The organism is Gordonia sp. YY1 (genome assembly GCF_009872315.1).
In the GTDB taxonomy this organism is placed as follows: Bacteria; Actinomycetota; Actinomycetes; order Mycobacteriales; family Mycobacteriaceae; genus Gordonia; species Gordonia amicalis.
Genome location: NZ_WXYI01000003.1, coordinates 74,469 through 98,649 on the forward strand (window position 1 = coordinate 74,469; position 24,181 = coordinate 98,649).

The following is a 24,181-nucleotide window of genomic DNA, read 5'->3' on the forward strand; positions in this document are numbered from 1 at the left end:
CCATGCGCGCAGTCCAGGTCGTCGGCTATCACGACAAGCTGCAACTCAACGAGGTCCCGGCCCCCGAGATCACCGGGCCGCACGACGTCATCGTCCGGATCGGCGGTGCCGGCGTCTGCCGCACCGACCTGCACATTCTCGAGGGCCAGTGGGAGGCGAAGAGCGGTGTCGCCCTTCCCTACACGATCGGCCACGAGAACGCCGGCTGGGTCGAGGCCATCGGTGACGCGGTCACCAACGTCGCCGTCGGGGACAAGGTGATCCTGCATCCGCTGATCACCTGTGGACTCTGCCGGGCCTGCCGGTTCGGCGACGACGTCCACTGCGAGAACAGCCGGTTCCCCGGCATCGACACCGACGGCGGTTACGCGGAGTTCCTCAAGACGACCGCACGCAGCGTCGTGAAGATCGACGACTCCCTCGAACCCGCCGACGTGGCGGCGTTGGCCGACGCCGGCCTCACCGCCTACCACGCGGCCGCCAAGGTCGCGCGGATGACGCGGCCCGGCGACACCTGCGTGGTCATCGGCGCAGGAGGTCTGGGACACATCGGAATCCAGGTGTTGGCCGCGATCTCCGCCCTGCGGATCGTCGTCGTCGACCGGAACCCGGATGCGGTGGAACTCGCCACGGAGGTGGGTGCCGAGATCGGCATCGTCGCCGACGGAACACATGTGCAACAGGTCCTCGACCTGACGGACGGACACGGTGCCGAGGCCGTGCTCGACTTCGTCGGCGAGGGCGGGGCGACCGCCGAGGGAACCGCGATGCTGCGCCGCGCCGGCAGCTTCTTCGTGGTCGGCTACGGCGAGAACATCGACGTCCCCACCATCGACGTGATCTCCACCGAGATCAACTTCATCGGCAACCTGGTCGGTTCCTACAACGACCTCGGTGAGCTGATGGACCTCGCCGCCCGGGGAAAGGTGAAGCTGCACACCAGCACCTACGCCCTCGCCGATTTCCAGCAGGCACTGGACGATCTCGACGCCGGCCGCGTGCGCGGTCGCGCGATCCTCGTGCCCTGACCCTTCGATTTTTCAGCCGAGAACACCACAGAAAGGCAGGACGACCATGGCCAAGGAGTTGCGCTACAACGCCGAAGCGCGACTGCGGCTCGAGCGAGGAGTGAACGCACTCGCCGACGCGGTCAAGGTGACATTGGGACCGAAGGGCCGCAACGCGGTCCTCGAGAAGCTCACCGGCCCACCGACCATCACCAACGACGGGGTGACCATCGCCCGCGAGATCCAGCTGCGTGATCCGTTCGCCAACATGGGCGCACAGCTGGTCAAGGAAGTGGCGATGAAGACCAACGGGGTTGTCGGTGACGGCACCACCACCGCAACCGTGTTGGCGCAGGCCATGGTTCGCGAAGGTCTGCGCGCCGTCGAGCAGGGCGCCAACCCGATGCGGGTGCGCCGCGGTATCGAGCGTGCGATCAGCACGGTCATCGACGCGCTGTCGGAACAGTCCGTCACACTCGGCGGCCGCAGCGATCTCGAACGCATCGCGACCCTGGCCGCGAGTGACGACGAGGTCATCGGTTCGGCCATCGCCGCCGCGGTCGAATACGTCGGCCGCAACGGCGTCATCACCACCGAGGAGAGCGACACCCTCGGCCTGTCGGTGGACGTCGTCGACGGCATCGAGTTCGACCACGGTTACATCTCCGGGTACATGGTCACCAATCCCGAACGGATGGAAGCGGTTCTGGACAACCCGGTGGTGTTGCTGACGAACAAGAAGATCACCTCGGTGCAGGAGATCATGCCGAGTATCGAGGCGGCCAAGCGCGCCGACCGTCCGCTCGTCGTGCTCGCCGAGGACGTCGACGGTCCCGCCCTGCAACTGCTCGTCGGCGGCAACATGCACAAGACGATGCAGTCGGTGGTCGTCCGGGCACCCGGCTTCGGTCATCGCCGCGTCGCCGAACTCGAGGATCTCGCCGTCGCGCTCGGTGGTCACGTGATCGCCAAGGACACCGGCCTCGAGCTGCACGAGGTCTCCCTCGAACACCTCGGACAGTGCGACCGGATCACCGTCACCGAGGACTCGACCACGATCGTCGGTGCGCGGGGCGACCAGACCCTCGTCGACGCTCGTGTCGCGCAACTCGAGGCGCAGCACGCACGTGCGCGGATCGACGCCGACCGGGACAGCCTGGAGCTACGGATCGCGCGCCTCACCGGCCGGGTCGCGGTCATCCGAGTCGGTGGCGTGACCAGCGTCGAACTGAAGGAACGCATGCTCCGCGTCGAGGACGCCCTGGCGGCGACGCGGGCGGCGGTCGAGGACGGCATCGTCTCCGGCGGCGGAACCGCGCTGGCACAGGCACATCGGGCCCTCGAGGCGCTGGGCGACGTGGGCGGTGACGAGGGCGCCGGCATCGACGTCGTCCGCCGGTCGATGGCCGAACCGTTGTTCTGGATCGCCACCAACGCCGGCTTCGACGGCGAGGAGGTGGTCAAGGTCGTGAGCGGACTGCCCCTCGGCCACGGATTCAACGCGATGACCGGCAATTACGGCGACATGTTCGACGAAGGCGTCATCGACCCGGCCAAGGTCACCAAGGCCGCGCTGGAGAGCGCCGCGTCGATCGCCGCACTGCTGATCACCACCGAGACCGCCGTCGTCGAGGAGGTGTTCACGCATCCGGGCGCGATCGAGGCCCCGGGCTTCGGTGATCTCGCCGAGGGGATGGTGCGGCCCTCCAACATCTACTAGTCCGCCCTCCTCCAAGACCCCGGCGGGGACGTCGTCGCTGCAGCGGCGACGGGGGCCGGTCGCGATTGCAGATTCGTTCTCGGCGTGGATCGCGACCGGCCCACTTCCGGCTGCCCGAAATGTCACCCGTATGCCCCTTGACCAGTACGAATCGGATGAAGACACCTGGTCGTTCACGCGCGTGAACGTAGGCTCGTCCGCTACACTGCCTTGGAATGAGACCTACATCACAGTAGGGAGTTGCGGTCCCGGTGAAGCCCAAGCCAACAGACCAGTCTCGTGAACCCGTCGCCCACGTAGCACGGGCGCGCGAGCGATTCCTCAGCGAAGACGGTGTCGTCGACGATCGCCTGACCGGTGCCGTTCGAGATGCGATCTCGACCTCGTGGCGCCGTTCGCGCTCGTTCAAGGTGCAGACAGACCGGCTGGAACTCCCGTTCGTCCGCGAGCCGAACACCGACAGTCCGCTGATGACCGCGGCCCGGCCGGTGCTGGACCAGCTCGCCACCGACCTCTCGTCGGAACCGGTGAGCATCATCCTCACCTCGCCGGACGGTGTGGTGCTGTCCCGTGCCGCCGGCAGCGGCGAACTCCTCGGCCAGCTCGACGCGGTGTCACTCGCACCCGGTTACAGCTACAGCGAAGAGCACGCCGGCACCAACGGGATCGGCACCGCCCTCGAAACCCGGCAGGCCACCCTCGTCACCGGTGCCGAACACTATGCGGGATGCCTCGCCCAGCTCAGTTGCGCCGGGGTACCTATCCGAAACCCGTTCTCCGGCGGCGTCGTCGGGGCCCTCGACCTCACCGGGTGGGTGGAGAAGGGCGGTTCCCTGCTGCTGTCCCTGGCCAAGTCGGCGACCGTGCAGATCGAACAGCAGATGCTCGCGAACGCCAGCGAAAGCGAATCCCGGCTCCTCTCGGCCTATCTCGCGACCTGTCGGCGCGCACCCCAGATGATGGTCCTCGCCATCGCCGCCGACGTCGTGCTGATGAACCGACGTCTTCGGCAGAGCATCGACCCGCAGGATCAGGTGTCGATGCTCGAGCACGCCGTCGACCAGACCCTTGATGTCGCCGCGGGGCGGCGGGTGAACACGCTGCCCAGCGGCCGCTCGGTACGACTCGCGCCGGTCGTCGAGTTCTCTGACGCAGCGGCCGGCATCGCGGTTTTCCATGTGCACCTGATGGATTCGGCCACCGCCACCTCACCCCAGCGCCGACCCTCGACGGCCTCAATGCTGCCCGGGATCGTCGGCCGCAGCTCATCGTGGCGGCAGGCGAGCGACCGCATCGCCCAGCACGTGGGTGCCGGCCACTGGATCGCGGTGTCGGGCGAACGGGGTTCGGGGCGGTCGGCGGTTCTCCGCGCAGCGGCGGGACAATGCCGGCACGGGACGATTCGCGTGTACGCCGCCGCAGACTTCCAGGACACCGACACCCTCGACAGCTTCGCCGCGGAGCTCGACACGGACGGCTTCGCGATCATCCTGCGCGATGCCGACGAGTTCGACGACGACATGCTGTTCGACGTCGCCGAGGTGATGCAGGGACGCGAGCACGCGGGCTGGCTGGGGATGACCCTCAGCGCCGGCGACGCGACACCCACCCTGGGCGTCACCCTGCTCCCCTTCTTCTCGCACACCATCGAGGTACCGCCACTGCGCCATCGCATCGAGGACCTTCAGGTGCTGGTGCCGGCCATCCTCCTGCAACTCACGCGCGGACGGGAACTCGAGGTCGCGCCGGACGCCATGCGGCAGCTGAGCAAGTACACCTGGCCGGGCAACGTCGCAGAACTCCGGCAGGCGCTACGGGACGTGGTCATCCACCATCGGTCGGGGACGATCACGGCGCAGCATCTGCCGCCGACCTATCGCGCACAGAGCCGGCACACCCTCACCCGCATCGAGGCGCTCGAACGGGATGCGATCGTGCGGAGCCTGGAGGAGAACGGTCGGAACAAGGTCGCGGCGGCCCATGCACTCGGCATCTCCCGGGCGACGATCTATCGAAAGATCAAGGAGTTCGGCATCGACGTGTAGTCGGCGCCGGCACCGGGGATCGGCGGTCGGGATCGGCGGCGGGCAGGTCGGGACGATGCCACCCCCGCCGAATGGCACCGTCCCCGTGACCTGCATCTTCACGCCATAACCGAAGTTATTCACGATCGTGAATCGTCAGTAGTCCATCACGGGCCACACACCTTTACAAGGAGAAGTGACAAGGTGTGATACTCGTAACAACCGTCGAGCGATGGTTAAAAGCGGCCCCTCCAAATAGGGTCGGATACCGAGCGGACGATCGGTAGATGCATGATGAACGGGTGCCCCTGAACGGCACCACAACGGCGGTCCGATCACGAGGAAGTGCGATGGCCACACCCATGTCCCGGCGGGACCTCGAGTTCCTGCTGTACGAATGGCTTGACGTCGAGGCCCTGACCTCCCGAGACCGTTTCGCGGCGCACTCGCGCGACACCTTCGACGCCGTCCTCGAGCTCAGCGCCGACATCGCGATGAAATGCTTCGCCCCGGCCAACAAGATCGGCGACGCCAACGAGCCCTACATCGGCGACGACGGCAAGGTCGTCCTCCCCGACGCGGTGGTGTCGGGCCTCGCCGAGTTCCGCAAGGCCGGCCTCATCGCCGCCTCCTTCGACGAGGAACTCGGCGGCATGCAGCTGCCGACCGTCATCCGGCAAGCGTCCGCGGTGTGGTTCCAGGCGGCGAACGCGGCCATGTCGTCCTACAACTTCCTCACGGTCGGCAACGCCAACCTGCTGGCCGAGTACGCGACCCCCGAACAACGCAACACCTGGGTCCGCCCGCTCGTCGAAGGCCGCTTCGCCGGGACGATGTGCCTGTCCGAACCGCAAGCCGGGTCGTCGCTGGCCGACATCACCACCAAGGCCGAACCGGCCGGCGACGGTACCTACCGGATCACCGGGACCAAGATGTGGATCTCGGCCGGCGACCACGAACTGACCGAGAACATCGTGCATCTCGTGCTGGCCAAAGCGCCCGGTGGCGGTCCCGGCGTCAGGGGGATCTCGCTGTTCATCGTGCCGAAGTTCCTGCCGGACGGCACCCGCAACGACGTCGCCCTGGTCGGCCTCAACCACAAGATGGGCAACCGCGCGACCACCAACACGCTGCTCAACTTCGGCGACGGCACCTTCTCCCCCGACACGACCCCCGGCGCGGTGGGATATCTGGTCGGCGAGGAGCACCGCGGCCTCTCCTACATGTTCCACATGATGAACGAGGCACGCATCGGCGTCGGATTCCTCGCCACCGCACTGGGTTACGCCGGGTACCAGGCGTCGCTGGAGTATGCGAAGGTGCGCACGCAGGGACGCCCCGTCGACCAGAAGGATCCGTCCTCGAAGCCGGTGCCGATCATCGAGCACGCCGACGTCCGGCGGATGCTGCTGGCCCAGAAGTCCTACGTCGAGGGCGCGCTCGCCTTCGAGCTGTACTGCAGCGTTCTCGTCGACCAGGCCGCGACGACCGCCGACGCCGAGGAACGCGCCCGCATCGAGCTGCTGCTCGAGGTGTTGACCCCGATCGCCAAGAGCTGGCCGTCGCAGTGGTGCCTGGAGGCCAACAGCCTGGCGATCCAGGTCCACGGCGGGTACGGATACACCCGTGAGTTCGACGTCGAGCAGTACTACCGCGACAACCGCCTCAACCCCATCCACGAAGGGGCACATGGCATCCACGGCCTAGACCTGCTGGGCCGCAAGGTGATCATGCAGGGCGGTGCCGGTCTGGCACTGCTCGCCGAGACCATCGGCGCGACCGTCGCACGTGCACTCGAGGTGCCGGCCGCCGCCGGATACGCCGAGACCCTGCAGTCGATCGTCGACCGGCTCGTCAAAGTGACCGCACACATCTGGTCGTCGGGCGACCCGAAGCTCGCGCTCGCCAACGCCACGCTCTACCTCGAGGCCACCGGCCACATCGTCATCGCCTGGATGTGGCTCGAACAACTCCTCGCCGCGGACGGCCGGACCGGCGACTTCTATGACGGCAAACGCGCTGCAGCGCAGTACTTCTTCCGGTATGAACTACCGAAGACCGGTCCGCAGCTCGACCTCCTCACCGCGCTCGACCGCACCACCCTCGACGTCGAACCGTCCTGGTTCTGACCACACCCGCCGATCACGGCGCGGCGCCTCTGCGCCGCGTCACCGGAGAAACACGCAAGGGAGACAACGATGTCCGTGATGGATCTGTTCGACACCACCGGCAAGGTGGTCATCGTTACCGGCGCTTCGTCGGGACTCGGTGTCTCCTTCGCCCGCGGCTTCGCCGAGGCCGGCGCCGACGTGGTGCTCGCCGCGCGTCGAGCGGAGAAGCTCGCCGACACCGCTGCCGCCGTGGAAGCGCTGGGCCGCAAGGCTCTTGTCGTCCCCGCCGACGTCTCCGACCCCGAGCATTGCCAGCGCGTCGTCGATGCGGCGATGGAGACCTTCGGCAAGGTCGACGTCCTCATCAACAACGCCGGGACCGGCACCGCCTACCCCGCCACCCGTGAGACCCCCGAGCAGTTCCGGGACGTCATCGACGTCAACCTCAACGGTTCCTACTGGATGGCGCAGTCGTGCGGCCGGGTGATGCAGCCGGGAAGTGCGATCGTCAACATCTCGTCGATCCTCGGCATCACCACCGCCGGGTTGCCGCAGGCGGCCTACGCCGCGAGCAAGGCCGGCGTCATCGGCCTCACCCGGGACCTCGCCCAGCAGTGGGGCGCCCGCAAGGGCATCCGGGTCAACGCCATCGCGCCCGGCTTCTTCGAGAGCGAGATGACCGACACCTACCAGCCCGGCTACCTCGACTCGCAGATGCCGCGGGTCGTCCTGGGCCGCACCGGCCACGGCGAAGAGCTCGCCGCCACCGCGATCTGGCTGTCGTCGGCGGCCGCCGGCTACGTCACCGGCCAGACCCTCGCGGTCGACGGTGGCGTCACGATCACCTAGAAGCGGCACGCGATTGCCGCGGTCGGCGGCGGGGCGGCCCTAGACTGGTCGCAATGGAATCCGCACCCGCTCCCGACAATCCGCTGCATCCCACCCTGCGTGAGCCGGTCAACCAGGTCGATCCGCGTGCCAAGACCCTGTGGCGCGTCGGTCCGCTGATCCTGGGTGTGCCGGCCACCATCGCGGCCATCGTGGTCGCGGTCGTCGTCCCCGACGCACGGTGGGGTGCAACGCTCGCCGCGATCGCCCTGGCCCTGCTGACCGTGTTCTACACGACCGTGGTCCCGTTGTGGCGGTACCGTTTTCACCGCTGGGAGGTCAGCGAGGATGCGGTGTACGCCCAGTCGGGCTGGTTCGTCCGGCACCGGGTGATCATCCCGATCGCGCGCATCCAGGTCGTCGACACCGAGGCCGGACCTCTCGAGCAGCTGCTGAAGCTGGGCAAGCTCACGGTGACCACGGCGTCGTCGGCGGGCACGATCCACATCGAGGGCCTCGACGCCGAACTGGCGCGCGCAACCGCGTCCGACCTGACCATTCGCACCCAGGCGTTCACCGATGACGCAACCTGAGCCGCAGCCCGGCGTCGTGCCGCCGCCCACCCCTGCGTCGGGTCTGCACATCGATGCGCCGGACGAGTGGCATCGACAGTCTCCGTGGATGATGGCGGTGACCGTCGTCGAATCACTCCCCTCGCTGATCCCCGTCCTCATCGCACTTGTCTTCGCCGGCCGAAGCGCGCCCCTGTTGACCCTGATCGCCACCGTCGTGCTCGTGCCGCTGGTGACGGTGGTGCCGTGGTTGACCACCTTCTATCAGGTGACCGCGGAACACGTCCGGGTCCGGAGCGGGCTGATCACCAAGAAGGTCGCCACCGCCCGGCGTGACCGCATCCGCAGCGTCGACCTCACCGCGTCCCTCGTCCACCGCGTGCTGAACCTGCAGAAGGTCACCATCGGCACCGGCGGCGACGAACAGGCGTCGCAGGTCAAACTCCGCGCCGTCACCCTCCCCGAAGCACGGGCCCTGCACGACGACCTGATGCCGACGGCGGGTACCCGTTCTGCCGCAGCAGCATCGGATGAGCATCTCGCTCCGGAAACACCGTCGGCGGCACCCGAGGTGCTGACCAGCTTCCAGAACGCCTGGCTGCGGTACTCCCCGTTCTCGATGGGCGGTCTCGCGATCGCCGCGGCGGTCGTCGGCATCGGCGTCCAGATCGCCAACGACGCAGGCATGTTCGACGAGGGGGTCGGACTCGCGCGCGACGCCTTGGACACCGTGCGGTCGATCCCGCTCGCACTCGTCATCGCCGTGGCCGTGGTGGCGGTGATCCTCGTCGGCTCCGTCCTGTCGGTGGTCGGATACGTCCTGAGCTACTGGGACTTCCGGCTCACCCGGCATCCCGACGGCACGCTGCGCACCGAACGCGGACTGCTGACCACCAACGCAATCAGCTTCGACGAGAAGCGCATCCGGGGTAGCCATCTGACCGAGCCGATCCTGATGCGCCCACTGAAGGGCGCTCGTCTGCAGGCGATCGCGACCGGGGCGACCAAGCATCCGCTGCTGCTGCCGCCGGCACCGATCTCCGAGGCGATGCGGGTGGCCGACCTGGTCACCCACGAACGCTCCGAACTCACCGCCGGGCTGACCGGACACGGCCGCGTCGCCTTCATCCGACGCCTCAACCGGGGCTTCCTCGCGGGTCTGGTGATCCTCGCCGGGATCTCGATCGCGGTCGCCGCCGGTGCGATCCCCGTCCCCTGGATCGCGGTGGGGGTGCTTGCGCTCGCGGGTTCGATCGGCCTCGCCGTCGTCCGGGCCCGACACCTCGGCCACCGCCTCACCACCCGTTCGGTCGTCATCGCACCCCCGACGGTCGCCCGGCAGCGGATCGTCGTCGACCGCGATGGGGTCATCGGCTGGGCGAGCAGGTCGTCGGTCTTCCAGCGCCGGACCGGGGTCTGCACGCTGATCCTCGCGACCGCCGCCGGTTCCGAGCACTATTCGCTCGTCGACGTCGACGAGGCGACCGCCGCGGCGATCACCGCCGACGTGACACCCGACTGGGTGGCGCCGTTCCTCCGATCCTGATCCGGCGCCCGCGGAGGCAACTGGGACGATCGACTGAGACGTTTTCCCAAATCCGTCCGACGCCGTTGCGGCCTGTGGTAGACATCACAACCAGATGAGTCAGCACTGACTGTTCTGGGGTCGATGGAGGGTCGGACAATGTCGGATGACCAGCAATTCCCGGCGAGCACTTCCGGTGGCGGGGCAGCCCGAGAGGGCTTCTCCCGCCGCACGGTTCTGCGGGGATCGGCGGCCGCGGCCGTCCTCGCCGGTACCGCAACAGCACTCCCCCACGCCCACGTACCGTCGGCAGGAGCGGTACCGCGCAGCGGGCGTGGTCGTGGTCGCGACGTCGCCGTCTTCGGCGGCGGGATGTCCGGACTCGCCGCGGCGCACGAGCTCGTCGAGCGCGGCTTCGCGGTGACCGTCTACGAACCCGCATACCTCGGCGGCAAGGCCCGCAGCCACGATGTACCCGGCACCGCGAGCGGAGGTCGTCTGGCCCTGCCCGGCGAGCACGGTTTCCGCTTCTTCCCCAGCTGCTATCAGCACGTGCCGGAGATGATGGAACGAATCCCGGTGGGCCGCAGCAACGTCCGCGACCAACACCTGATCAGCGTCGAATCGGCGACCATCGCTTTCGACGAATCCGGTTACGCCCCGACGACGGCACCGGCATCGCTGCTGGGTCTCGTCGACCACGCGCCGGAGATCGTCACCCTGGAGAACCTGCGCAACGCGATGATGACCGGGCTGAAGTTCGTCGTCGACGTCCCGCTGACCGAACTCGCCTACTTCGTCTCACGTGAACTGGTGATCGCGACGAGCTGCACCGAGCGTCGGATCGGACAGTGGGAGAACCAGTCCTGGATGCAGTTCGTGAAGGCGAAGGGCAAGTCGCGAGCCTATCAGCGGTACCTCGTGGGCGCCCTGACCCGTGCCCTGGTGGCCGCGAAACCCGACTCTGCGTCGGCGCGCACCATCGGGCAGATCGGCCTGGCGCTGACCACCGCCGCCAGCGGCCTGATACCCCAGTACCAGTCCGGTCTGGTGATCGGCGACGTCGACCGAATCCTCAACCGGCCCACCAACCATGCGTGGATCGACCCGTGGGTCGCCCATCTGCGGAGTCGAGGCGTCCGCTTCGTGATGGGGGCGGGCCTGGCGCAGCTGGACGTCGCCCGCGGCCGCATCACCGGCGCCCGATTGACCACCGGCACGACCGTCGAATCCGACTGGTACGTAGCGGCCATGCCGATCGACCGGCTCAAGTCGCTGCTGTCACCGCAGTTGGTCTCCGCCGACCCGACACTCGCTGGTATCCATCGACTCCAGGACGACTGGATGGTGGGTATCCAATACTTCCTGTCCCGGCGGTCGGAGTTGCCGCCCGGCCACATCGCGGCGCTTGGAACCCCGTGGGCGCTGACCGGCCTGTACCAGGCACCACCGTGGAAGGTCGACTTCTCCCGCAAGTACGGCGACGGTCGTGTGAAAGATTGCTTGTCCATTGACATCTCGGAGTGGGAGAAGCCCGGGATCCTGTACGGCAAGCCTGCCAAGCAGTGCACCGAACAGGAGATCGCCCGAGAGGTGTGGGCGCAGATGAGCCGGGCCATGAACGCCGGCGGACGGAAGATCCTGCGCTCCGCGGACATCGTGACGTGGTCGCTGGATCCGGGGATCACGTGGTCGCCGACCATCGGCAACGCGACTCCACTGATGGTCAACACCGCCGGGTCGTACGCGCACCGTCCGAACGCCCACACGAAGATCCCGAACCTGTTCATCGGCGGCGACCACGTCCGCAGCAACATCGACCTCGCCACGATGGAGGGCGCCAACGAATCCGGCCGGCGGGTGACCAACGCGATCATCGCCGCGGCCGACAGTCCCGCGCAGGACGCGACGCTGTTCCCGCTGTGGGAGCTGCCGATGCTCGATCCTCTCAAGCAGATCGACCGTGACCGTTATCGAGCCGGTCTCCCACACATCCTCGACGTGTGAGCAGTCGATCTAGGATCCGGAGGTGACCACCTCCCCCGGTGCCGCGCGTCCCGCCGTCCAGCAACGATCCGGCGTGACACGCACCCGCATCCTCGACGCGGCGATCCGCGTGCTCGTCGATCGCGGCTACTCCGGTGCCAGCACCGTCGCCATCCAGAATGAGGCCGGGGTGAGCCGCGGGCGGCTGCTGCACCACTATCCGTCGCGTGATGCGTTGCTGATGGCGGCGGTCGGGCATCTGGCCAAGACACGAATCGAAGAGCTGCCCAGCCGCGTGGATTGGCCCGACGACCCGATCGCCCGCATCTCGCTGGCCACCGACGTCGGATGGTCGACGTTCCATCAGCCGTACTTCGTGGCATCGATGGAACTGTGGGTCGCCGCCCGCACCAACGAGAACCTGCGCACCGCGCTGCTGCCGACCGAACGCGAGATCGGCAAGACCGTACGCGAGGCGGTCGCCGGTTTCCTCGGACCGGACCTGACGTCGTCGCCGCGGTATGCCGACCTCTACCCGATCCTGTTCACGAGCATGCGCGGTGCAGCGACGACCTACCTGATCGATCGCCGCGACCCCGCCACCGATCCGCACCTGCGGCTGTGGAAGGACCTGACGCGGATCTACCTGATGGAGGGCTGAGGCGGGGGCCACCCCCGCCTACCTGTTCCCGCTCAATCGTTTCCGTCCCGCGGCATCGTCTCCTTCCCGCGGGCGCCAGCCGGCGAGCGGGAAGGAATCAGTCACGCGGGAAGGTCGACTCGCAAGCACTTCGGCTACTCAGCCGCCGGTCGGGAGGGCGTCGAGCAACCGGTCGACAAACACCGCCTGCGCGGGGTTGAGCTTCCTCTTCGCGGTCTCGGGGTCGAACCACTCGGCGCGGTCGATCTCCGGGAACGACTGCATGCGGCCCGACCGCGGCGGCCACGCCATCTCGAAGGCGTTGCTGACGACGGTCGTCACGTCGAGATCGCCTTCGACCGCGAACCCGATCACGGTCTTCCCGCTCTTGAGTTTCACCTCGCCGAGGTCGATGTGCGGGCCGTCGGGCACCGGGCTGCCGATCTCCTCGAGGTACTCGCGTCGCGCCGCATCCCACTCCGACTCGTCGGCGTCGAGCAGACCCTTCGGAATCGACCATGACCCCTCGTCGGGCTTGCGGGCCCAGATCGGGCCGCCGGGATGAGCGAGGAGGAGTTCGACGCCGCCCGAATCAGCGCGCCGGAACAGCAGGACCCCCGCGCTGCGTCGAGTCTTGGAAACGGTCACCGATACATCTTCGCGCCAAACACCGACGGCGGGTTGTCACGCCGCGGTTCGTGACCCGGCGAGCCGACGTTCCCGGATGTCGGGAACCAGAAGCGTCAGAACCGCGCCCACCAGGGCCGGACCCGCCAGGACATGGAAGACCGCGTCGAGGCTCCGTGGAGACCAGCAGTGTGGAACACCTCGTCAGGCATGACCGTCAATGAGGCTTGGCATAGTTGCTCGCCCCGTAGAAGTCGACGGTGACCACCGGCTCGTCGCCGACCACCCACGCGTCGTGGCCGGACGGCAGTGACGTGATCTGTCCGGGCCCGGCATCGAACTCGGTGCCGTCGGCCATCACGATGTGCAGCGTTCCGGCCACGTGGTACTGGAAATGCGGGGCCTCGCAGAGTTCGGTGCCGGCGACCGGTTTGACGTCGACCGACCATCGCCAGCCGGGCTGCAACTCCAGTCGACCGATCTCGGAATCCCCGACGTTGAGCACGCTCATCCGGCCGTGGCCGAAGGTGCGGACCTCGTCGGGTTCGGCGAAGTCGCGGTGTTCGGTGCGATGTTCGGTGCCGGTCATGATTCCTCCTACGGGTCGACATCGACGGGCACCTCTGACGCTACGAACCCGAGCTTGCGGTTCGGTCGCGGTCGGCGCACGATCCGGCGCTGGTGAGGGCATGCGGGGCGCCGCGTCCGAGACACGCCGGGACGGAGACCGGACACCGCCCCGACCTCGCCGGAATCGGCATATCGTTGTACGCATGGCCTCCAGACTCGACCCCGAGGAATCGGCTCCCGACGACCGCATCGTCGACCCCGACGTGCCGCACGAATGGCCGCACGCGTCGGCCTTCGCCTTCGGCGATTCGACCCCGATCGGCGAGACCGACCGGCTGGTCCGTGAACGTGCGGCATACGAGGCCGCCGGCCACGCCGACCACAACCGCGGCCACGCGGTGGGCGGCTCCGACGGAAGCACCGAGGGGCAATAGATGGAGGTCTTGTCCAGCCGGGTGCTGCTGCTCTCGCCCGACCCCGAACGCCTGCAGGCCTTCTACCGTGAGCAGCTGGGCCTACCGGTTCACCGCGAGTACCCCGGCGGCATCGTGTTCTTCGCCGGTAACGGGCTCATCGAGATCTCCTCGCACATGAAGACCGACGCGCCGGACCCGTCGAGCAACGCGGCGCTCTGGCTGCAGGTGCGCGACGCCGAGGCCACCGAGAAGCAGTTCCGCGACCGTGGGGTGAGCGTCACACGCGGGCCGCGCACCGAACCGTGGGGCTTGATCGAGATGCATGCCGACGACCCCGACGGACGCCGGATCATCGTCGTGGAGATCCCCGACGATCACCCGCTGCGCAAGGACACCCGCTAGCCGGAGGGCGTCGGCGGTGATGAAACCGGCAGGACCGGGCATGACAAACTGGATCGCATGAGTTCCTGGAACGCGCCCACCTGCGCGAGCGGCCTGAACGCAACCGTCGAGCTGCCCGGTTCCAAGTCCATCACCAACCGCGCGCTGGTCCTCGCCGCGCTCGCCGACGGCCCGTCGACCGTCCGCGGAACCCTCCGCAGCCGCGACACCAACCTCATGCTGGGCGCTCTGGAGGCACTCGGTGTGCAGGTGCGCATCGACCCCGCTGCGGAGACCACCGTCTCCCTGACCCCCGGGCCGCTTCATGGCGCCGACATCGACTGCGGTCTCGCCGGAACGGTGATGCGGTTCCTGCCGCCGCTCGGCGCGCTGGCCGCCGGCCCGGTGCGCTTCGACGGCGACCCGCAGGCCCGCGTGCGGCCGCAGACCACGATCCTCGACGCCCTACGCGGGCTCGGGGTGGCGATCGAGGGAGATCGCCTGCCCTTCACCATCGACGGCACCGGGCGGGTGCGCGGTGGCGAGGTCACCATCGACGCGTCGGGGTCTTCGCAGTTCGTCTCGGGTCTGCTGTTGTCGGCGGCCCGGTTTGACGAAGGGCTGGTCATCCGCCACGTCGGACCGCCCGTCCCGTCGACGCCGCACATCGACATGACCGTCGAGATGCTGGCGACCGCCGGCGTCGAGGTCGACACCTCCGAACCCGATGTCTGGCGCGTGTCGCCCGGTCCGATCCGGGCCGTCGACTGGACCGTCGAACCCGACCTGTCGAATGCGGCCGCGTTCCTGGCCGCCGCCGCGGTGACCGGCGGAGAGGTCCGCGTGCCGTACTGGCCGGCGGTCACCACGCAGCCCGGCGCCCGCATCGCCGACGTCCTGGCCGCGATGGGATGCACCGTCGAGCACCTCGACGGCACGCTGACCGTCCGCGGCCCCGCCGTGCTGAAGGGTGTGAACCTCGACCTGCGCGACATCGGTGAGCTGACGCCGACCATCGCCGCCCTGTGCGCTCTTGCCGACGGCGAATCCGAGCTGAGCGGTATCGCCCACCTGCGCGGTCACGAGACCGACCGGCTGGCGGCCCTCACCGCCGAGATCACCCGGCTCGGAGGGACCTGCGCCCAGACCGAGGACGGTCTCCGGATCACCGGGACGAGCCTGCACGGCGGGACCTGGGAGTCCTACGCCGATCACCGCATGGCCACTGCCGGCGCCATCATCGGACTCGTGACCCCCGGCGTCGTGGTCGACGACATCGAGACGACGAGCAAGACGCTGCCCGACTTCCCCGGTATGTGGCAGCAGATGATCGGGCACCATTGAGCCGCCGGGCGGCGAGTTACGACGAATCCGATGTGAGGGTTCGTCCCGGCAAGGGCACCCGTCCTCGCACCAAGACCCGCCCGTCCCACGACGACGCCGAGCAGGGCATGGTCGTGTCAGTCGATCGCGGCCGCTGGGGTGTCGTCCTCGGCGGCGATCCTGACCGTCGCGTCGTGACGATGCGCGCGCGAGAGCTGGGCCGGACCCCCATCGTCGTCGGTGACGACGTGTCGGTGGTCGGTGATCTCTCCGGAAAGCCCGACACCCTGGCGCGGATCGTGCGTGTCGCCGAGCGTCGAAGTGTGTTGCGCCGCACCGCCGATGACTCGGACCCGTACGAACGGATCGTGGTCGCCAACGCCGACCAGTTGCTGATCGTCACCGCAATGGCCGACCCGCCACCCCGTACCGGATTCGTCGAACGCGCGCTGGCGGCGGCCTACGTCGGCGGCCTGTCCCCCATCCTGTGCCTGACGAAATCCGACCTCGCCGACCCGACCGAGTTCACCGCCGCCTTCGCCGACCTCGAACTTCCCGTCATCCGGGCCGGGCGCGACGATCCGCTCGACGAGATCCTCGCGACGCTGCAGGGCCGTATCACCGCGTTCATCGGACACTCCGGTGTCGGCAAGTCGACGCTCGTCAATCGTCTTGTGCCCGATGCCTATCGAGCAACCGGCGTGGTGTCCGGGGTGGGTAAGGGGCGGCACACCTCGACCCAGTCGGTCGCCTTGCCGCTACCCGGCGACAGCGTCCCGCGCGGTTGGGTCGTCGACACCCCCGGAATCCGGTCGTTCGGACTCGCCCACGTCGGAGCCGACGACATCGTTGCCGCCTTCGACGATCTCCAGGATGCCATCGCCGAATGCCCCAGGGGCTGTACACATCTCGGCCCGCCGGCAGATCCGGAGTGCAAACTCGACGGACTCGGTGGACACTCCTACCGTCGCGCGATGGCCGTGCGACACCTACTCGTCGCGGTCGGCGGCGGACTCAGCGCCGACGACGCCGCGCCCGAAGCTCCCGAATCGCGGCCTTGAGGCCGGTTGCCCGCGGCATCCCGGCAAAGCGCTTCTCCGACGCCGTCTCCGGCGCATCGTCGGAGGTCGCACGGAGGAACCGATCGGGCAGCGACAGCTTGTTGATCGTGCGCAGCGTCTGGAAGTACTGCACCGCAAGCGGACCCGTGGTGTAGGGCAGGTCGTACTTGTCGCACAGCGCTCGGACCCGAACGGCGATCTCGGCGTAGCGGTTGCTCGGCAGATCCGGATAGAGATGATGCTCGATCTGGTAGCAGAGGTTACCGCTGAGGAAGGCCATCGCCGGCCCGGCGTCGAAATTCGCCGTCCCGAGCATCTGCCGCAGATACCACTGCCCCTGTGTCTCGTTCTCGAGGATGTCCGCAGTGAACTTCTCTGCCCCGTCCGGGAAGTGGCCACAGAAGATCACCACATAGGCCCACAGGTTGCGGATCAGGTTCGCGGTGAGGTTCGCCGTCAGCGTGTGTGTGAAGTTCGGACCGGACAACGCCGGGAACAACACGTAATCCTTCACGATCTGCTTGCCGACCTTACGGGCGAACAACTTGAGCTGCGGTCTCGCGATCTCCTTGGGCTTGGCACCCGAGATGACGTCCTTCAGATCCAGGTCGTGCAGACCGATCCCCCACTCGAACAGCGCCGCGAGCACGACGTTGGTCAGCGGCTGCAGAAGCAGCTTGGGCTGCCACGGATCGTCCCGGGTGACGCGCAACGTCTTGTAACCGACGTCGTGGTCCATGTCGAGAACGTTGGTGTACTTGTGATGGATGTAGTTGTGGGAATGCTTCCAGTGCGGCGAGGCGCACACCATGTCCCATTCCCAGGTGGTCGAGTGGACCTCCGGGTCGTTCATCCAGTCCCACTGCCCGTGCATCACGTTGTGCCCGAGCTCCATGTTCTCGATGATCTTCGAGAGAGCGAGCGCGCCGGTACCGAGCAGCCAGAGCGGCCGCGAGCGGCTGCCGAGCAGCGCGACGCGTCCGGTCACCTCGAGCGCGCGGTGCGCCAGGATCGTGCGTCGCAGGTACTTGACGTCACGCATCCCCCGATCCGCCTCGATCTCGCGGCGAAGGGTGTCGAGTTCGGCACCCAGCGCCTCCACGTCGGCGTCGGTCAGATGCGCGTACTCATTGATGTCAGTGATGGCCATTGAGCCCCATTATGCCGACCTTTTCGATTCCCTGCCCCGGCGCGGGGTCCGACCACCCGCCATCGCCGATCAGGCGGCGGCCTCGTCGTCACGCGTCGCACGCAGCGGCGTCACCACGGCACGTCCGCGACCGGCGCGACGACGCTCACGCAGCCCGGCGATGGCCGAGCGCAGTCCGCGACGGGTACCGGTCTGCTCGTCGATGGTGGCCCGCAGCCGGGCACCCTCGGGCAGCCCCTGCTTGAAGCGGCGCTCCGACGCGGTCTCCGGCGCGTCGTCGGCGGTCGCCTTGAGGTACTTGTCCGGCAGCGACAGCTTGGCGATGGTCCGCCACGTCTTGGCGTACTGCACCGGGAACGGACCCGAGGTGTAGGGCAGGTCGTACTTGTCGCACAGCGCGCGCACCTTCACCGCGATCTCGGCGTACCGGTTGCTCGGCAGGTCCGGGAAGATGTGATGCTCGATTTGGTACGACAAGTTGCCGCTCATGAACGCGAGAACGAAACCGGAGTCGAAGTTGGCGCTGCCCAGCATCTGGCGCAGGTACCACTCGGCCTGGGACTCGCTGTCGATGTCCTGCTTGGTGAACTTCTCCGCACCGTCGGGGAAGTGCCCGCAGAAGATGACGGCGTTGCTCCACACGTTGCGGATGACGTTGCCGAGCGCGGTCGCGGTGGCCGCCTTGCGGTAGGCGTTGACGTAGCCGACCTTGTGCCCGGTGGTCGCACTGACCAGCGCCGGGTAGGCGAGGTAGTCCTTGGCGACCTGCTTGCCGATCTTCGACAGCACGTCGGCGACGTCGCGCTTGTACTGTTCCCGTTCCTCCGGCGTCCGTCGCTTCTTGCCCAGCTCGAGGTGCTGCACGGCGACGCCGTACTGGAACGCCAGCGCGAGGATCGTGTTGTAGACGAGGTTGCCGTAGTTGAACGGACGCCAGCGCTGGTCGCGGGTGACGCGCAGCAGGCCGTAGCCCACGTCGTCATCCATGCCCAGCACGTTCGTGTACTTGTGATGGATGTAGTTGTGGGTGTGCTTCCAGTGCGCCGACGGGTCGGTGTTGTCCCACTCCCACGTCGAGCTGTGCACCTCGGGATCGTTCATCCAGTCCCACTGCCCGTGCATCACGTTGTGCCCGAGCTCCATGTTCTCGACGATCTTCGCCACGCCGAGCGCACCAGCGCCGGCCCACCAGAGCGACTTCTTGGTGGAGCCGAAGAGCAGTGCGCGTCCGGCGAGCTCGAGGCCACGCTGGAAGCGAATGGTGTTGCGGAGATAGCGGGCGTCACGTTCACCCCGGCTGGCCTCGACCTCCGCGCGGATCGCATCGAGCTCGGCGCCGAGTGCCTCGACGTCCGCCTCGGACAGGTGTGCGTATTCGGGGATGTCCGTGATCGCCATACGTGTGGTCCCTTCGCAGGTGGGATGGGTCTCGGTGGGGGTCGACGACGACCTCTACACCGACCGGCTCACGCCGGATCTTCCGACCCTTACGTTTCCGTAACTTACGCAAGCGTAGGTTACGGGGCGCGGGTGTGTCCAGCGGTGAGCCGCCCTGACGGCACGGTTTTTTGCGCGGGGGGTCGACAGGCTCAACCGGCAGGGTGGGCTCGACCGGCAGGGTGGGCTCAACCGGCGGAAACCGGCGGGATCAGCTGTCCGCGGCCTCACGGTAGTCGTCGATGAACAGCTCGAAGCCGATGAGATCCTCGAAGACACCGTCGGAGCGGGCGGCGAGCTTCTGCCTGCTGACCTCGCGGAAACCGGCTGCGCGGGCGAGCTTCTTGCTGCCCTCGTTGCTGTCGGCGGCGAACAGCGTCAGCCGCCGGAAACCGAACTTCTCGAACGCATATCGCACGGACGCCGGAAACGCTTCTGCCAGCACGCCTTTCCCGCGCGCTTCGGGATGGGTGTAGAAGCCGGCCTCGGCGCCGGTGACCTCGTCGATGTGCAGGAGGGTGATGTCGCCCAGGTAGTCGTCGGTCTCGAGGTCGGCGACGGCCCATGTGCAGGTGACGCCCTGCGCAGCGGTCCACCACTTGCGCAGACGTTCGGCCGCCGCGTGTTCGAGCTCCAGCGGGTCGGGCCGCGCGAAGAGGTACTTGCGGGAGGTCGGGTCGTCGAGGGTCTCGCGGATGCGTGGGTCGTCGTGCTCCGCGAGGGGCCGGAGGCGGAACCGCTCGGTCTCGAAGACGTCGGTGCGCCACTCGGTCTGCGGCTCCCGTGCGTCGTCTGCTCGCAGCGAGCCGACCCACGCGTCACGGATGTGGCCGCGGACCTCGACCCCGTCCGGGACCGCGGCGTCGAGCCGGAATCCGCAGGAGTGCGCGACGCGCAACGCGTCGATGTTGCCGGCGACCGTCGTCCAGCGGACGACCTCCTTGCCGGCCTCGGTGAAGGCATAGTCGACCGCGAGCAGGACGGCGCGTTTCATCACGCCCCAGCCGCGGGCGTCGGGATGGAGGTCGTAACTGAGCCTGCTGAGCGGGCCCTCCCCGGCGAGGTCGACGGTGCCGACGAACCTGCCGTCGAACTCGACGGCCCACAGCATGCGGGTGCCGTCCGCCCAGGATCTGGGTGCGTAGTCGAGGGCGAATCTCTCGGCGGCGGCGCGACTGTAGGGCGCCGGGATGGGTGTCCACCGCATCATGGCCTGGTCGGCCGCGAGCTCGACCATGCGATCGAGATCTCGGGGCTCATGAGGCCGCAGCGTCACCCCGCCGTCGGTGAGGACGGGGACGTTCTCGGGAACCGGGACCGCGGCTTTCACCGGTCAGCCCTCGCGCCGAACCGGACGCCGAACAGGACGGGATCCATCACTGTGACCAAGCACGTTTTCGAGCGTACCGGCAGTTCCCGGGGCGGCGCCGGGTCAAGAGCGAAGAAGGTGGTCAGACGTCCAGCGTGCAGTCGCCCGCGGCCGCACTGATGCACGTCTGGATGCGTTCGCCCTCGACGTGCTCGACACCGGAGCGCAGATCGCGCACGCAACCCTTGTCGAGCATCACCACACAGCTTTGGCAGATCCCCATCCGGCAGCCGAACGGCATGATCTCACCCGCGGCCTCACCGGCCTCGAGGAGGGTGGTCGCGCCGTCGACCTCGGCTGTCTTGCCCGACCGCTTGAACGTGACCGTGCCGCCCTGTGCACCGACCACACCGCGTTCGAGGGCGAAACGTTCGATGTGGAGATGGTCGGTCAGGTCGTCATCGGAGTAGAGACGATGCAGGCCGTCGAGGAATCCTGCCGGTCCGCAGGCCCAGGTCTGGCGTTCGCGCCAGTCCTCACACAGGGACGGCAGCACCTCCGGGGTGACCTTGCCCGCGCTGCGGGTGTACTGGACGTGGAGGTCGATGAGGCCGGAGGCCGCCATCGCCTGCAGTTCGTCGGCGAAGAGCAGCTCGGCCTCGGTGGGCGTCGAGTGGATGAGGCGGATGTCGGTGCTCTGCTTGCGCTGCCGGACGGTCCGCAGCATCGAGATGATCGGCGTGAGGCCGCTGCCGGCCGTCGCGAACAGGATCTTCGCGGGCAACGGGTCGGGCAGGACGAACTCGCCGCGCGGTGCGGCAAGACGCACGACGGTGCCCGGCGTCAGGCCGTTCACGAGGTGGGTCGACAGGAAGCCCTCGGGCATCGCCTTCACGGTGATGGCGATGGTCTTGTCGTTCGCCGACGCATCAGGGGTCGAGGTGAGCGAGTACGAACGCCACGTCCAACGGCCGTCCATGAGCACACCGATGCCGACATACTGGCCGGGCGCGTAGTCGAACGAGAACCCCCAGCCCGGACGGATCCGGATCGTTGCGGTGTCCTCGGTCTCCCCCCTCACCGAGATGACCTTGCCCCGCAGCTCACGGGCCGACCACAGCGGGTTGGCGAGATGCAGGTAGTCGTCGGGGAGCAACGGCGTCGTGATGCGGGTGACCGCCGCACGAACCCACTGCGCACCGCGGCTACGCGCCGCGACCCCGACCACCGGTTCTTCGAATCGCTCGAGCAGACCCAACTCACACACCGCCTTCGACGTCTCCGAACACTGCGCCTGACACTCTAACCTACGCAACCGTAGGTTAGCGCCATCGAGGAGTCGACCGGTCTCAGAGCAGTTCCAGCAGGAACGGCAGCTCCTGGGTGGCGTACCAGGCGAGGTCGAAGTCCTCGATGTCGCCGACAGCCAGTTCGGCGTCCAGGTCACCCATGTCGGCGGCATCGATGACGACCACCGCGGCACGCACCTTGTCCTCCGCCTCCTTCACGTCGACGTGGACCGAGGCGACCGCCGAGAGCGGGATCGTCCCGCCGACCTTGACCACCGCATCGTCGAGATCGGGACGCAGTTTCACATCCTCGACGTCGGCGGCGACGACCACGCGACGCGGCGGCAGCGACGGGGTGACGCCCGGCTTCGTCACCGCCTCGTCCGCGGCGAGATCGCGCTCGGCCTCGGCGTCGCCGGATTCCGGCGCCTCCCCGGCGAGAAGACGCAGCGACGCCCGGGCAGCCTCCCGCATCGCCACCTCCGAGAGCTCCTCGTCGTCGCCCGAGACGAACGCCTCGCGCAATGCCGGGGTCAACGCGAACCCGGTGCCGCCGATCGGCCGGAACTCGCCTTCGGAGTTGAGCTGCATCAGCATTGCCAACGTCGCCGGCAGGTAGACCCTCATTCGACCATCGCTCTCATACGACGACCGCTCAACGCGGTCCGATTGCGGTACCCGCTCACCTTAGCCGCGCCCCCGACTCAGTCGGTGGTCAGCAACTCCTCGAAGGACTCGGTGACGTAGTCCGCCAGCACGGGCAGGTCGGGGATGACGCCGCGGTCGGCCATGAACGAGAACTGCAACCGGTCGCCGTATTCGACGATGCTCACCGCAAGTGCCCTCTGCGAGACGAGAACCGGGATGTAGAAGATCTCGCGGACCGGCACGCCGAGCACGAACCGGTCGGCAACCGGGGCGGTGCTCATCGCCACCGGGACGTTGTACCCGCGGCTGTCGAGCGACCGGAACGCGCGCGAGCTGAAGTCGGCGAAGGGCACGACGCCGAGCTCCGGGAACAGTGGGCTCGGCCCGGTGCTCATCCGCCGCGACGACTGCGCATAGCGCTCGGCGAGGCCGGCGACCTGGGCGAGACGCACCGTCGGATTCGACTCCCCGACAGGCAGGTCCGTCACGAAACTCGGTTTGCCGACGTTGATCCAGCCCGGTTCCGCCTCCGCCTCGACCTCCACCCCGGGGTCTCGCGGCGACAGCGGGATCACCACGCGGACGGTGTCGGCCGGCACGGCCGCCGGATCGACCGACAGCATCCACCGGCGCACCACACCCGAGATGATGGCGAGTTCCACGTCGTTGACGGTGCAGTTGTGGTGGTCGGCGATCTTCGCGCAATCGCGGCGAGGGACCGACGCCGTGGTGAACGTGCGGGTCGTCGTGCCCGTGTTGTTGAGCGGGCTGCGCGGCGCGTGGTCGGTGAGCTGGCCGACGACGTCACCGGCCCGGCGGACGGTCCGGCCGACCACCGACCGCACCTCGGAGACCAGGCCGTTGCCGTGCACCACGGTCTCGACGAGGTCGCCGGGACGCGCCATCGCCTCTGCGAGTGCACCCACGACCAGGTTCGCCGACCCCGGCGGCGAGCCGGGCATCCACAGCTCCTCGGGCAGCTCCTCCGGCTCGACGGTGGGGTCGCAGATGACCTCGCTGATCTCCGGGTGGTCCGGACCATCGATCAGACACCGGTGCGACTTGGTGAGGATCGCGAGCCGGCCATCGGCCAGGCCCTCGATCAGGTACATCTCCCACAGCGGCCTGGTGCGATCCAGCGGCCGGGACATCACCCGGGATATGAGCTCGGCGAGATCCGCGGGCCCACCGGGCCGCGGTAACCCCGAGCGCCGGATATGGAAGTTGATGTCGAAATCCCGGTCGTCGACCCACACCGGGCGGGCCAGTCCGAGCGTGACCTCACGGACCACCTGCCGATACCGGGGCGCCAGCTGGAGCCGGTTCTCGACCAACGACACCAGCGACTGGTAGTCGAGCGCGGGTCGAGGGGACGCGGCCAGGGCCCCGTTCTCCCCGGGCGTCGGGTCGCCGGACTTCTTCCCCTCGCCGACACAGGGGTCCACGACCAGCAACGCCCCGAGATGCGTCGTCGACCGGGAATCGTCGAGGAAGTAGTACATCGCGTCGCGCGGCGACAAACGGTTCACCACGCCGCCGATCCTAGCCGTCCAGCTG

At 68.0% G+C, this 24,181-nt stretch carries 21 protein-coding genes; 13 read left to right on the plus strand and 8 right to left on the minus strand.

Translation table 11 applies throughout. The features are described 5' to 3' along the window. Positions 1 to 2: 2 nt before the first annotated feature. From BPODLACK_RS05730 to BPODLACK_RS05770, 9 genes are all read left to right on the plus strand, one after another. Complete coding sequence (locus BPODLACK_RS05730) at positions 3 to 1,028, plus strand: NAD(P)-dependent alcohol dehydrogenase (RefSeq protein WP_042377356.1); 1,026 nt, start codon at positions 3 to 5, stop codon at positions 1,026 to 1,028. A 46-nt stretch (positions 1,029 to 1,074) separates the two neighbouring features. After that, positions 1,075 to 2,727, plus strand: coding sequence for a chaperonin GroEL (gene groL / locus BPODLACK_RS05735; protein WP_042377358.1), 1,653 nt, complete (start codon positions 1,075 to 1,077; stop codon positions 2,725 to 2,727). A gap of 251 nt (positions 2,728 to 2,978) precedes the next feature. Further along, complete coding sequence (locus tag BPODLACK_RS05740) at positions 2,979 to 4,772, plus strand: sigma-54-dependent Fis family transcriptional regulator (protein ID WP_042377361.1); 1,794 nt, start codon at positions 2,979 to 2,981, stop codon at positions 4,770 to 4,772. A 329-nt stretch (positions 4,773 to 5,101) separates the two neighbouring features. Continuing rightward, the gene (locus BPODLACK_RS05745) at positions 5,102 to 6,880 is read left to right on the plus strand and encodes an acyl-CoA dehydrogenase (RefSeq protein ID WP_042377362.1); all 1,779 of its coding nucleotides are present in this window, start codon (positions 5,102 to 5,104) and stop codon (positions 6,878 to 6,880) included. Between the two features lie 69 nt (positions 6,881 to 6,949). Beyond that, on the plus strand, positions 6,950 to 7,711 hold the full coding sequence (locus tag BPODLACK_RS05750; protein WP_159404883.1) for an SDR family NAD(P)-dependent oxidoreductase: 762 nt from the start codon (positions 6,950 to 6,952) through the stop codon (positions 7,709 to 7,711). Positions 7,712 to 7,764: 53 nt separating this feature from the next. Continuing rightward, on the plus strand, positions 7,765 to 8,283 hold the full coding sequence (locus tag BPODLACK_RS05755; protein ID WP_006360135.1) for a PH domain-containing protein: 519 nt from the start codon (positions 7,765 to 7,767) through the stop codon (positions 8,281 to 8,283). After that, complete coding sequence (locus tag BPODLACK_RS05760; RefSeq protein ID WP_006360136.1) at positions 8,270 to 9,808, plus strand: PH domain-containing protein; 1,539 nt, start codon at positions 8,270 to 8,272, stop codon at positions 9,806 to 9,808. Before BPODLACK_RS05755 ends, BPODLACK_RS05760 begins: the two co-directional genes overlap by 14 nt. Before the next feature lie 138 nt (positions 9,809 to 9,946). After that, positions 9,947 to 11,794: a hydroxysqualene dehydroxylase gene (locus tag BPODLACK_RS05765; protein WP_159404884.1), complete on the plus strand. Its 1,848-nt coding sequence runs from the start codon at positions 9,947 to 9,949 to the stop codon at positions 11,792 to 11,794. 22 nt (positions 11,795 to 11,816) lie between these two features. After that, entirely contained in the window at positions 11,817 to 12,434 is a 618-nt protein-coding gene (locus tag BPODLACK_RS05770) for a TetR/AcrR family transcriptional regulator (RefSeq protein WP_035755070.1), read from the plus strand. A 138-nt stretch (positions 12,435 to 12,572) separates the two neighbouring features. On the opposite strand, the gene BPODLACK_RS05775 is transcribed toward BPODLACK_RS05770, so the two are convergent. Then, a complete protein-coding gene (locus tag BPODLACK_RS05775) occupies positions 12,573 to 13,061 on the minus strand; it encodes an NUDIX domain-containing protein (protein ID WP_035755067.1) in 489 nt (162 codons plus the stop codon). A gap of 196 nt (positions 13,062 to 13,257) precedes the next feature. Continuing rightward, positions 13,258 to 13,629: a cupin domain-containing protein gene (locus BPODLACK_RS05780; protein WP_035755066.1), complete on the minus strand. Its 372-nt coding sequence runs from the start codon at positions 13,627 to 13,629 to the stop codon at positions 13,258 to 13,260. A gap of 184 nt (positions 13,630 to 13,813) precedes the next feature. Between BPODLACK_RS05780 and BPODLACK_RS05785 the strand changes: the two genes are divergently transcribed. Genes BPODLACK_RS05785 through rsgA form a run of 4 tightly spaced genes read left to right on the plus strand, consistent with a single transcriptional unit; the run spans position 13,814 to position 16,791 of the window. Further along, positions 13,814 to 14,044, plus strand: a complete 231-nt coding sequence (locus BPODLACK_RS05785) for a hypothetical protein (RefSeq protein ID WP_006360141.1) — start codon at positions 13,814 to 13,816, stop codon at positions 14,042 to 14,044. Next, positions 14,045 to 14,428 carry a VOC family protein gene (locus BPODLACK_RS05790; protein ID WP_006360142.1) on the plus strand — a complete coding sequence of 128 codons (384 nt, stop codon included), beginning with the start codon at positions 14,045 to 14,047 and terminating at the stop codon, positions 14,426 to 14,428. It abuts the gene before it with no gap. Positions 14,429 to 14,485: 57 nt separating this feature from the next. Further along, positions 14,486 to 15,751 carry a 3-phosphoshikimate 1-carboxyvinyltransferase gene (gene aroA, locus BPODLACK_RS05795; protein WP_006360143.1) on the plus strand — a complete coding sequence of 422 codons (1,266 nt, stop codon included), beginning with the start codon at positions 14,486 to 14,488 and terminating at the stop codon, positions 15,749 to 15,751. Then, positions 15,748 to 16,791 (plus strand): ribosome small subunit-dependent GTPase A, encoded by a 1,044-nt coding sequence (gene rsgA, locus BPODLACK_RS05800; RefSeq protein ID WP_159404983.1) that lies wholly within the window; start codon positions 15,748 to 15,750, stop codon positions 16,789 to 16,791. The genes aroA and rsgA overlap by 4 nt, the downstream gene beginning before the upstream one ends. Here rsgA and BPODLACK_RS05805 read toward each other — a convergent pair. The 6 genes from BPODLACK_RS05805 to BPODLACK_RS05830 form a co-directional block, all read right to left on the minus strand. Then, positions 16,745 to 17,941, minus strand: a complete 1,197-nt coding sequence (locus BPODLACK_RS05805) for a fatty acid desaturase family protein (protein ID WP_035755064.1) — start codon at positions 17,939 to 17,941, stop codon at positions 16,745 to 16,747. The genes rsgA and BPODLACK_RS05805 overlap by 47 nt on opposite strands. Positions 17,942 to 18,010: 69 nt before the next feature. After that, on the minus strand, positions 18,011 to 19,339 hold the full coding sequence (locus BPODLACK_RS05810; RefSeq protein WP_006360146.1) for a fatty acid desaturase family protein: 1,329 nt from the start codon (positions 19,337 to 19,339) through the stop codon (positions 18,011 to 18,013). A 250-nt stretch (positions 19,340 to 19,589) separates the two neighbouring features. Further along, positions 19,590 to 20,708 (minus strand): GNAT family N-acetyltransferase, encoded by a 1,119-nt coding sequence (locus tag BPODLACK_RS05815; protein ID WP_159404885.1) that lies wholly within the window; start codon positions 20,706 to 20,708, stop codon positions 19,590 to 19,592. A gap of 121 nt (positions 20,709 to 20,829) precedes the next feature. Continuing rightward, entirely contained in the window at positions 20,830 to 21,945 is a 1,116-nt protein-coding gene (locus BPODLACK_RS05820; RefSeq protein WP_159404886.1) for a ferredoxin reductase, read from the minus strand. A gap of 91 nt (positions 21,946 to 22,036) precedes the next feature. After that, the gene (locus BPODLACK_RS05825; protein ID WP_143932558.1) at positions 22,037 to 22,603 is read right to left on the minus strand and encodes a DUF6912 family protein; all 567 of its coding nucleotides are present in this window, start codon (positions 22,601 to 22,603) and stop codon (positions 22,037 to 22,039) included. Positions 22,604 to 22,680: 77 nt separating this feature from the next. Continuing rightward, positions 22,681 to 24,156: a wax ester/triacylglycerol synthase domain-containing protein gene (locus BPODLACK_RS05830; RefSeq protein WP_159404887.1), complete on the minus strand. Its 1,476-nt coding sequence runs from the start codon at positions 24,154 to 24,156 to the stop codon at positions 22,681 to 22,683. Positions 24,157 to 24,181 lie beyond the last annotated feature (25 nt).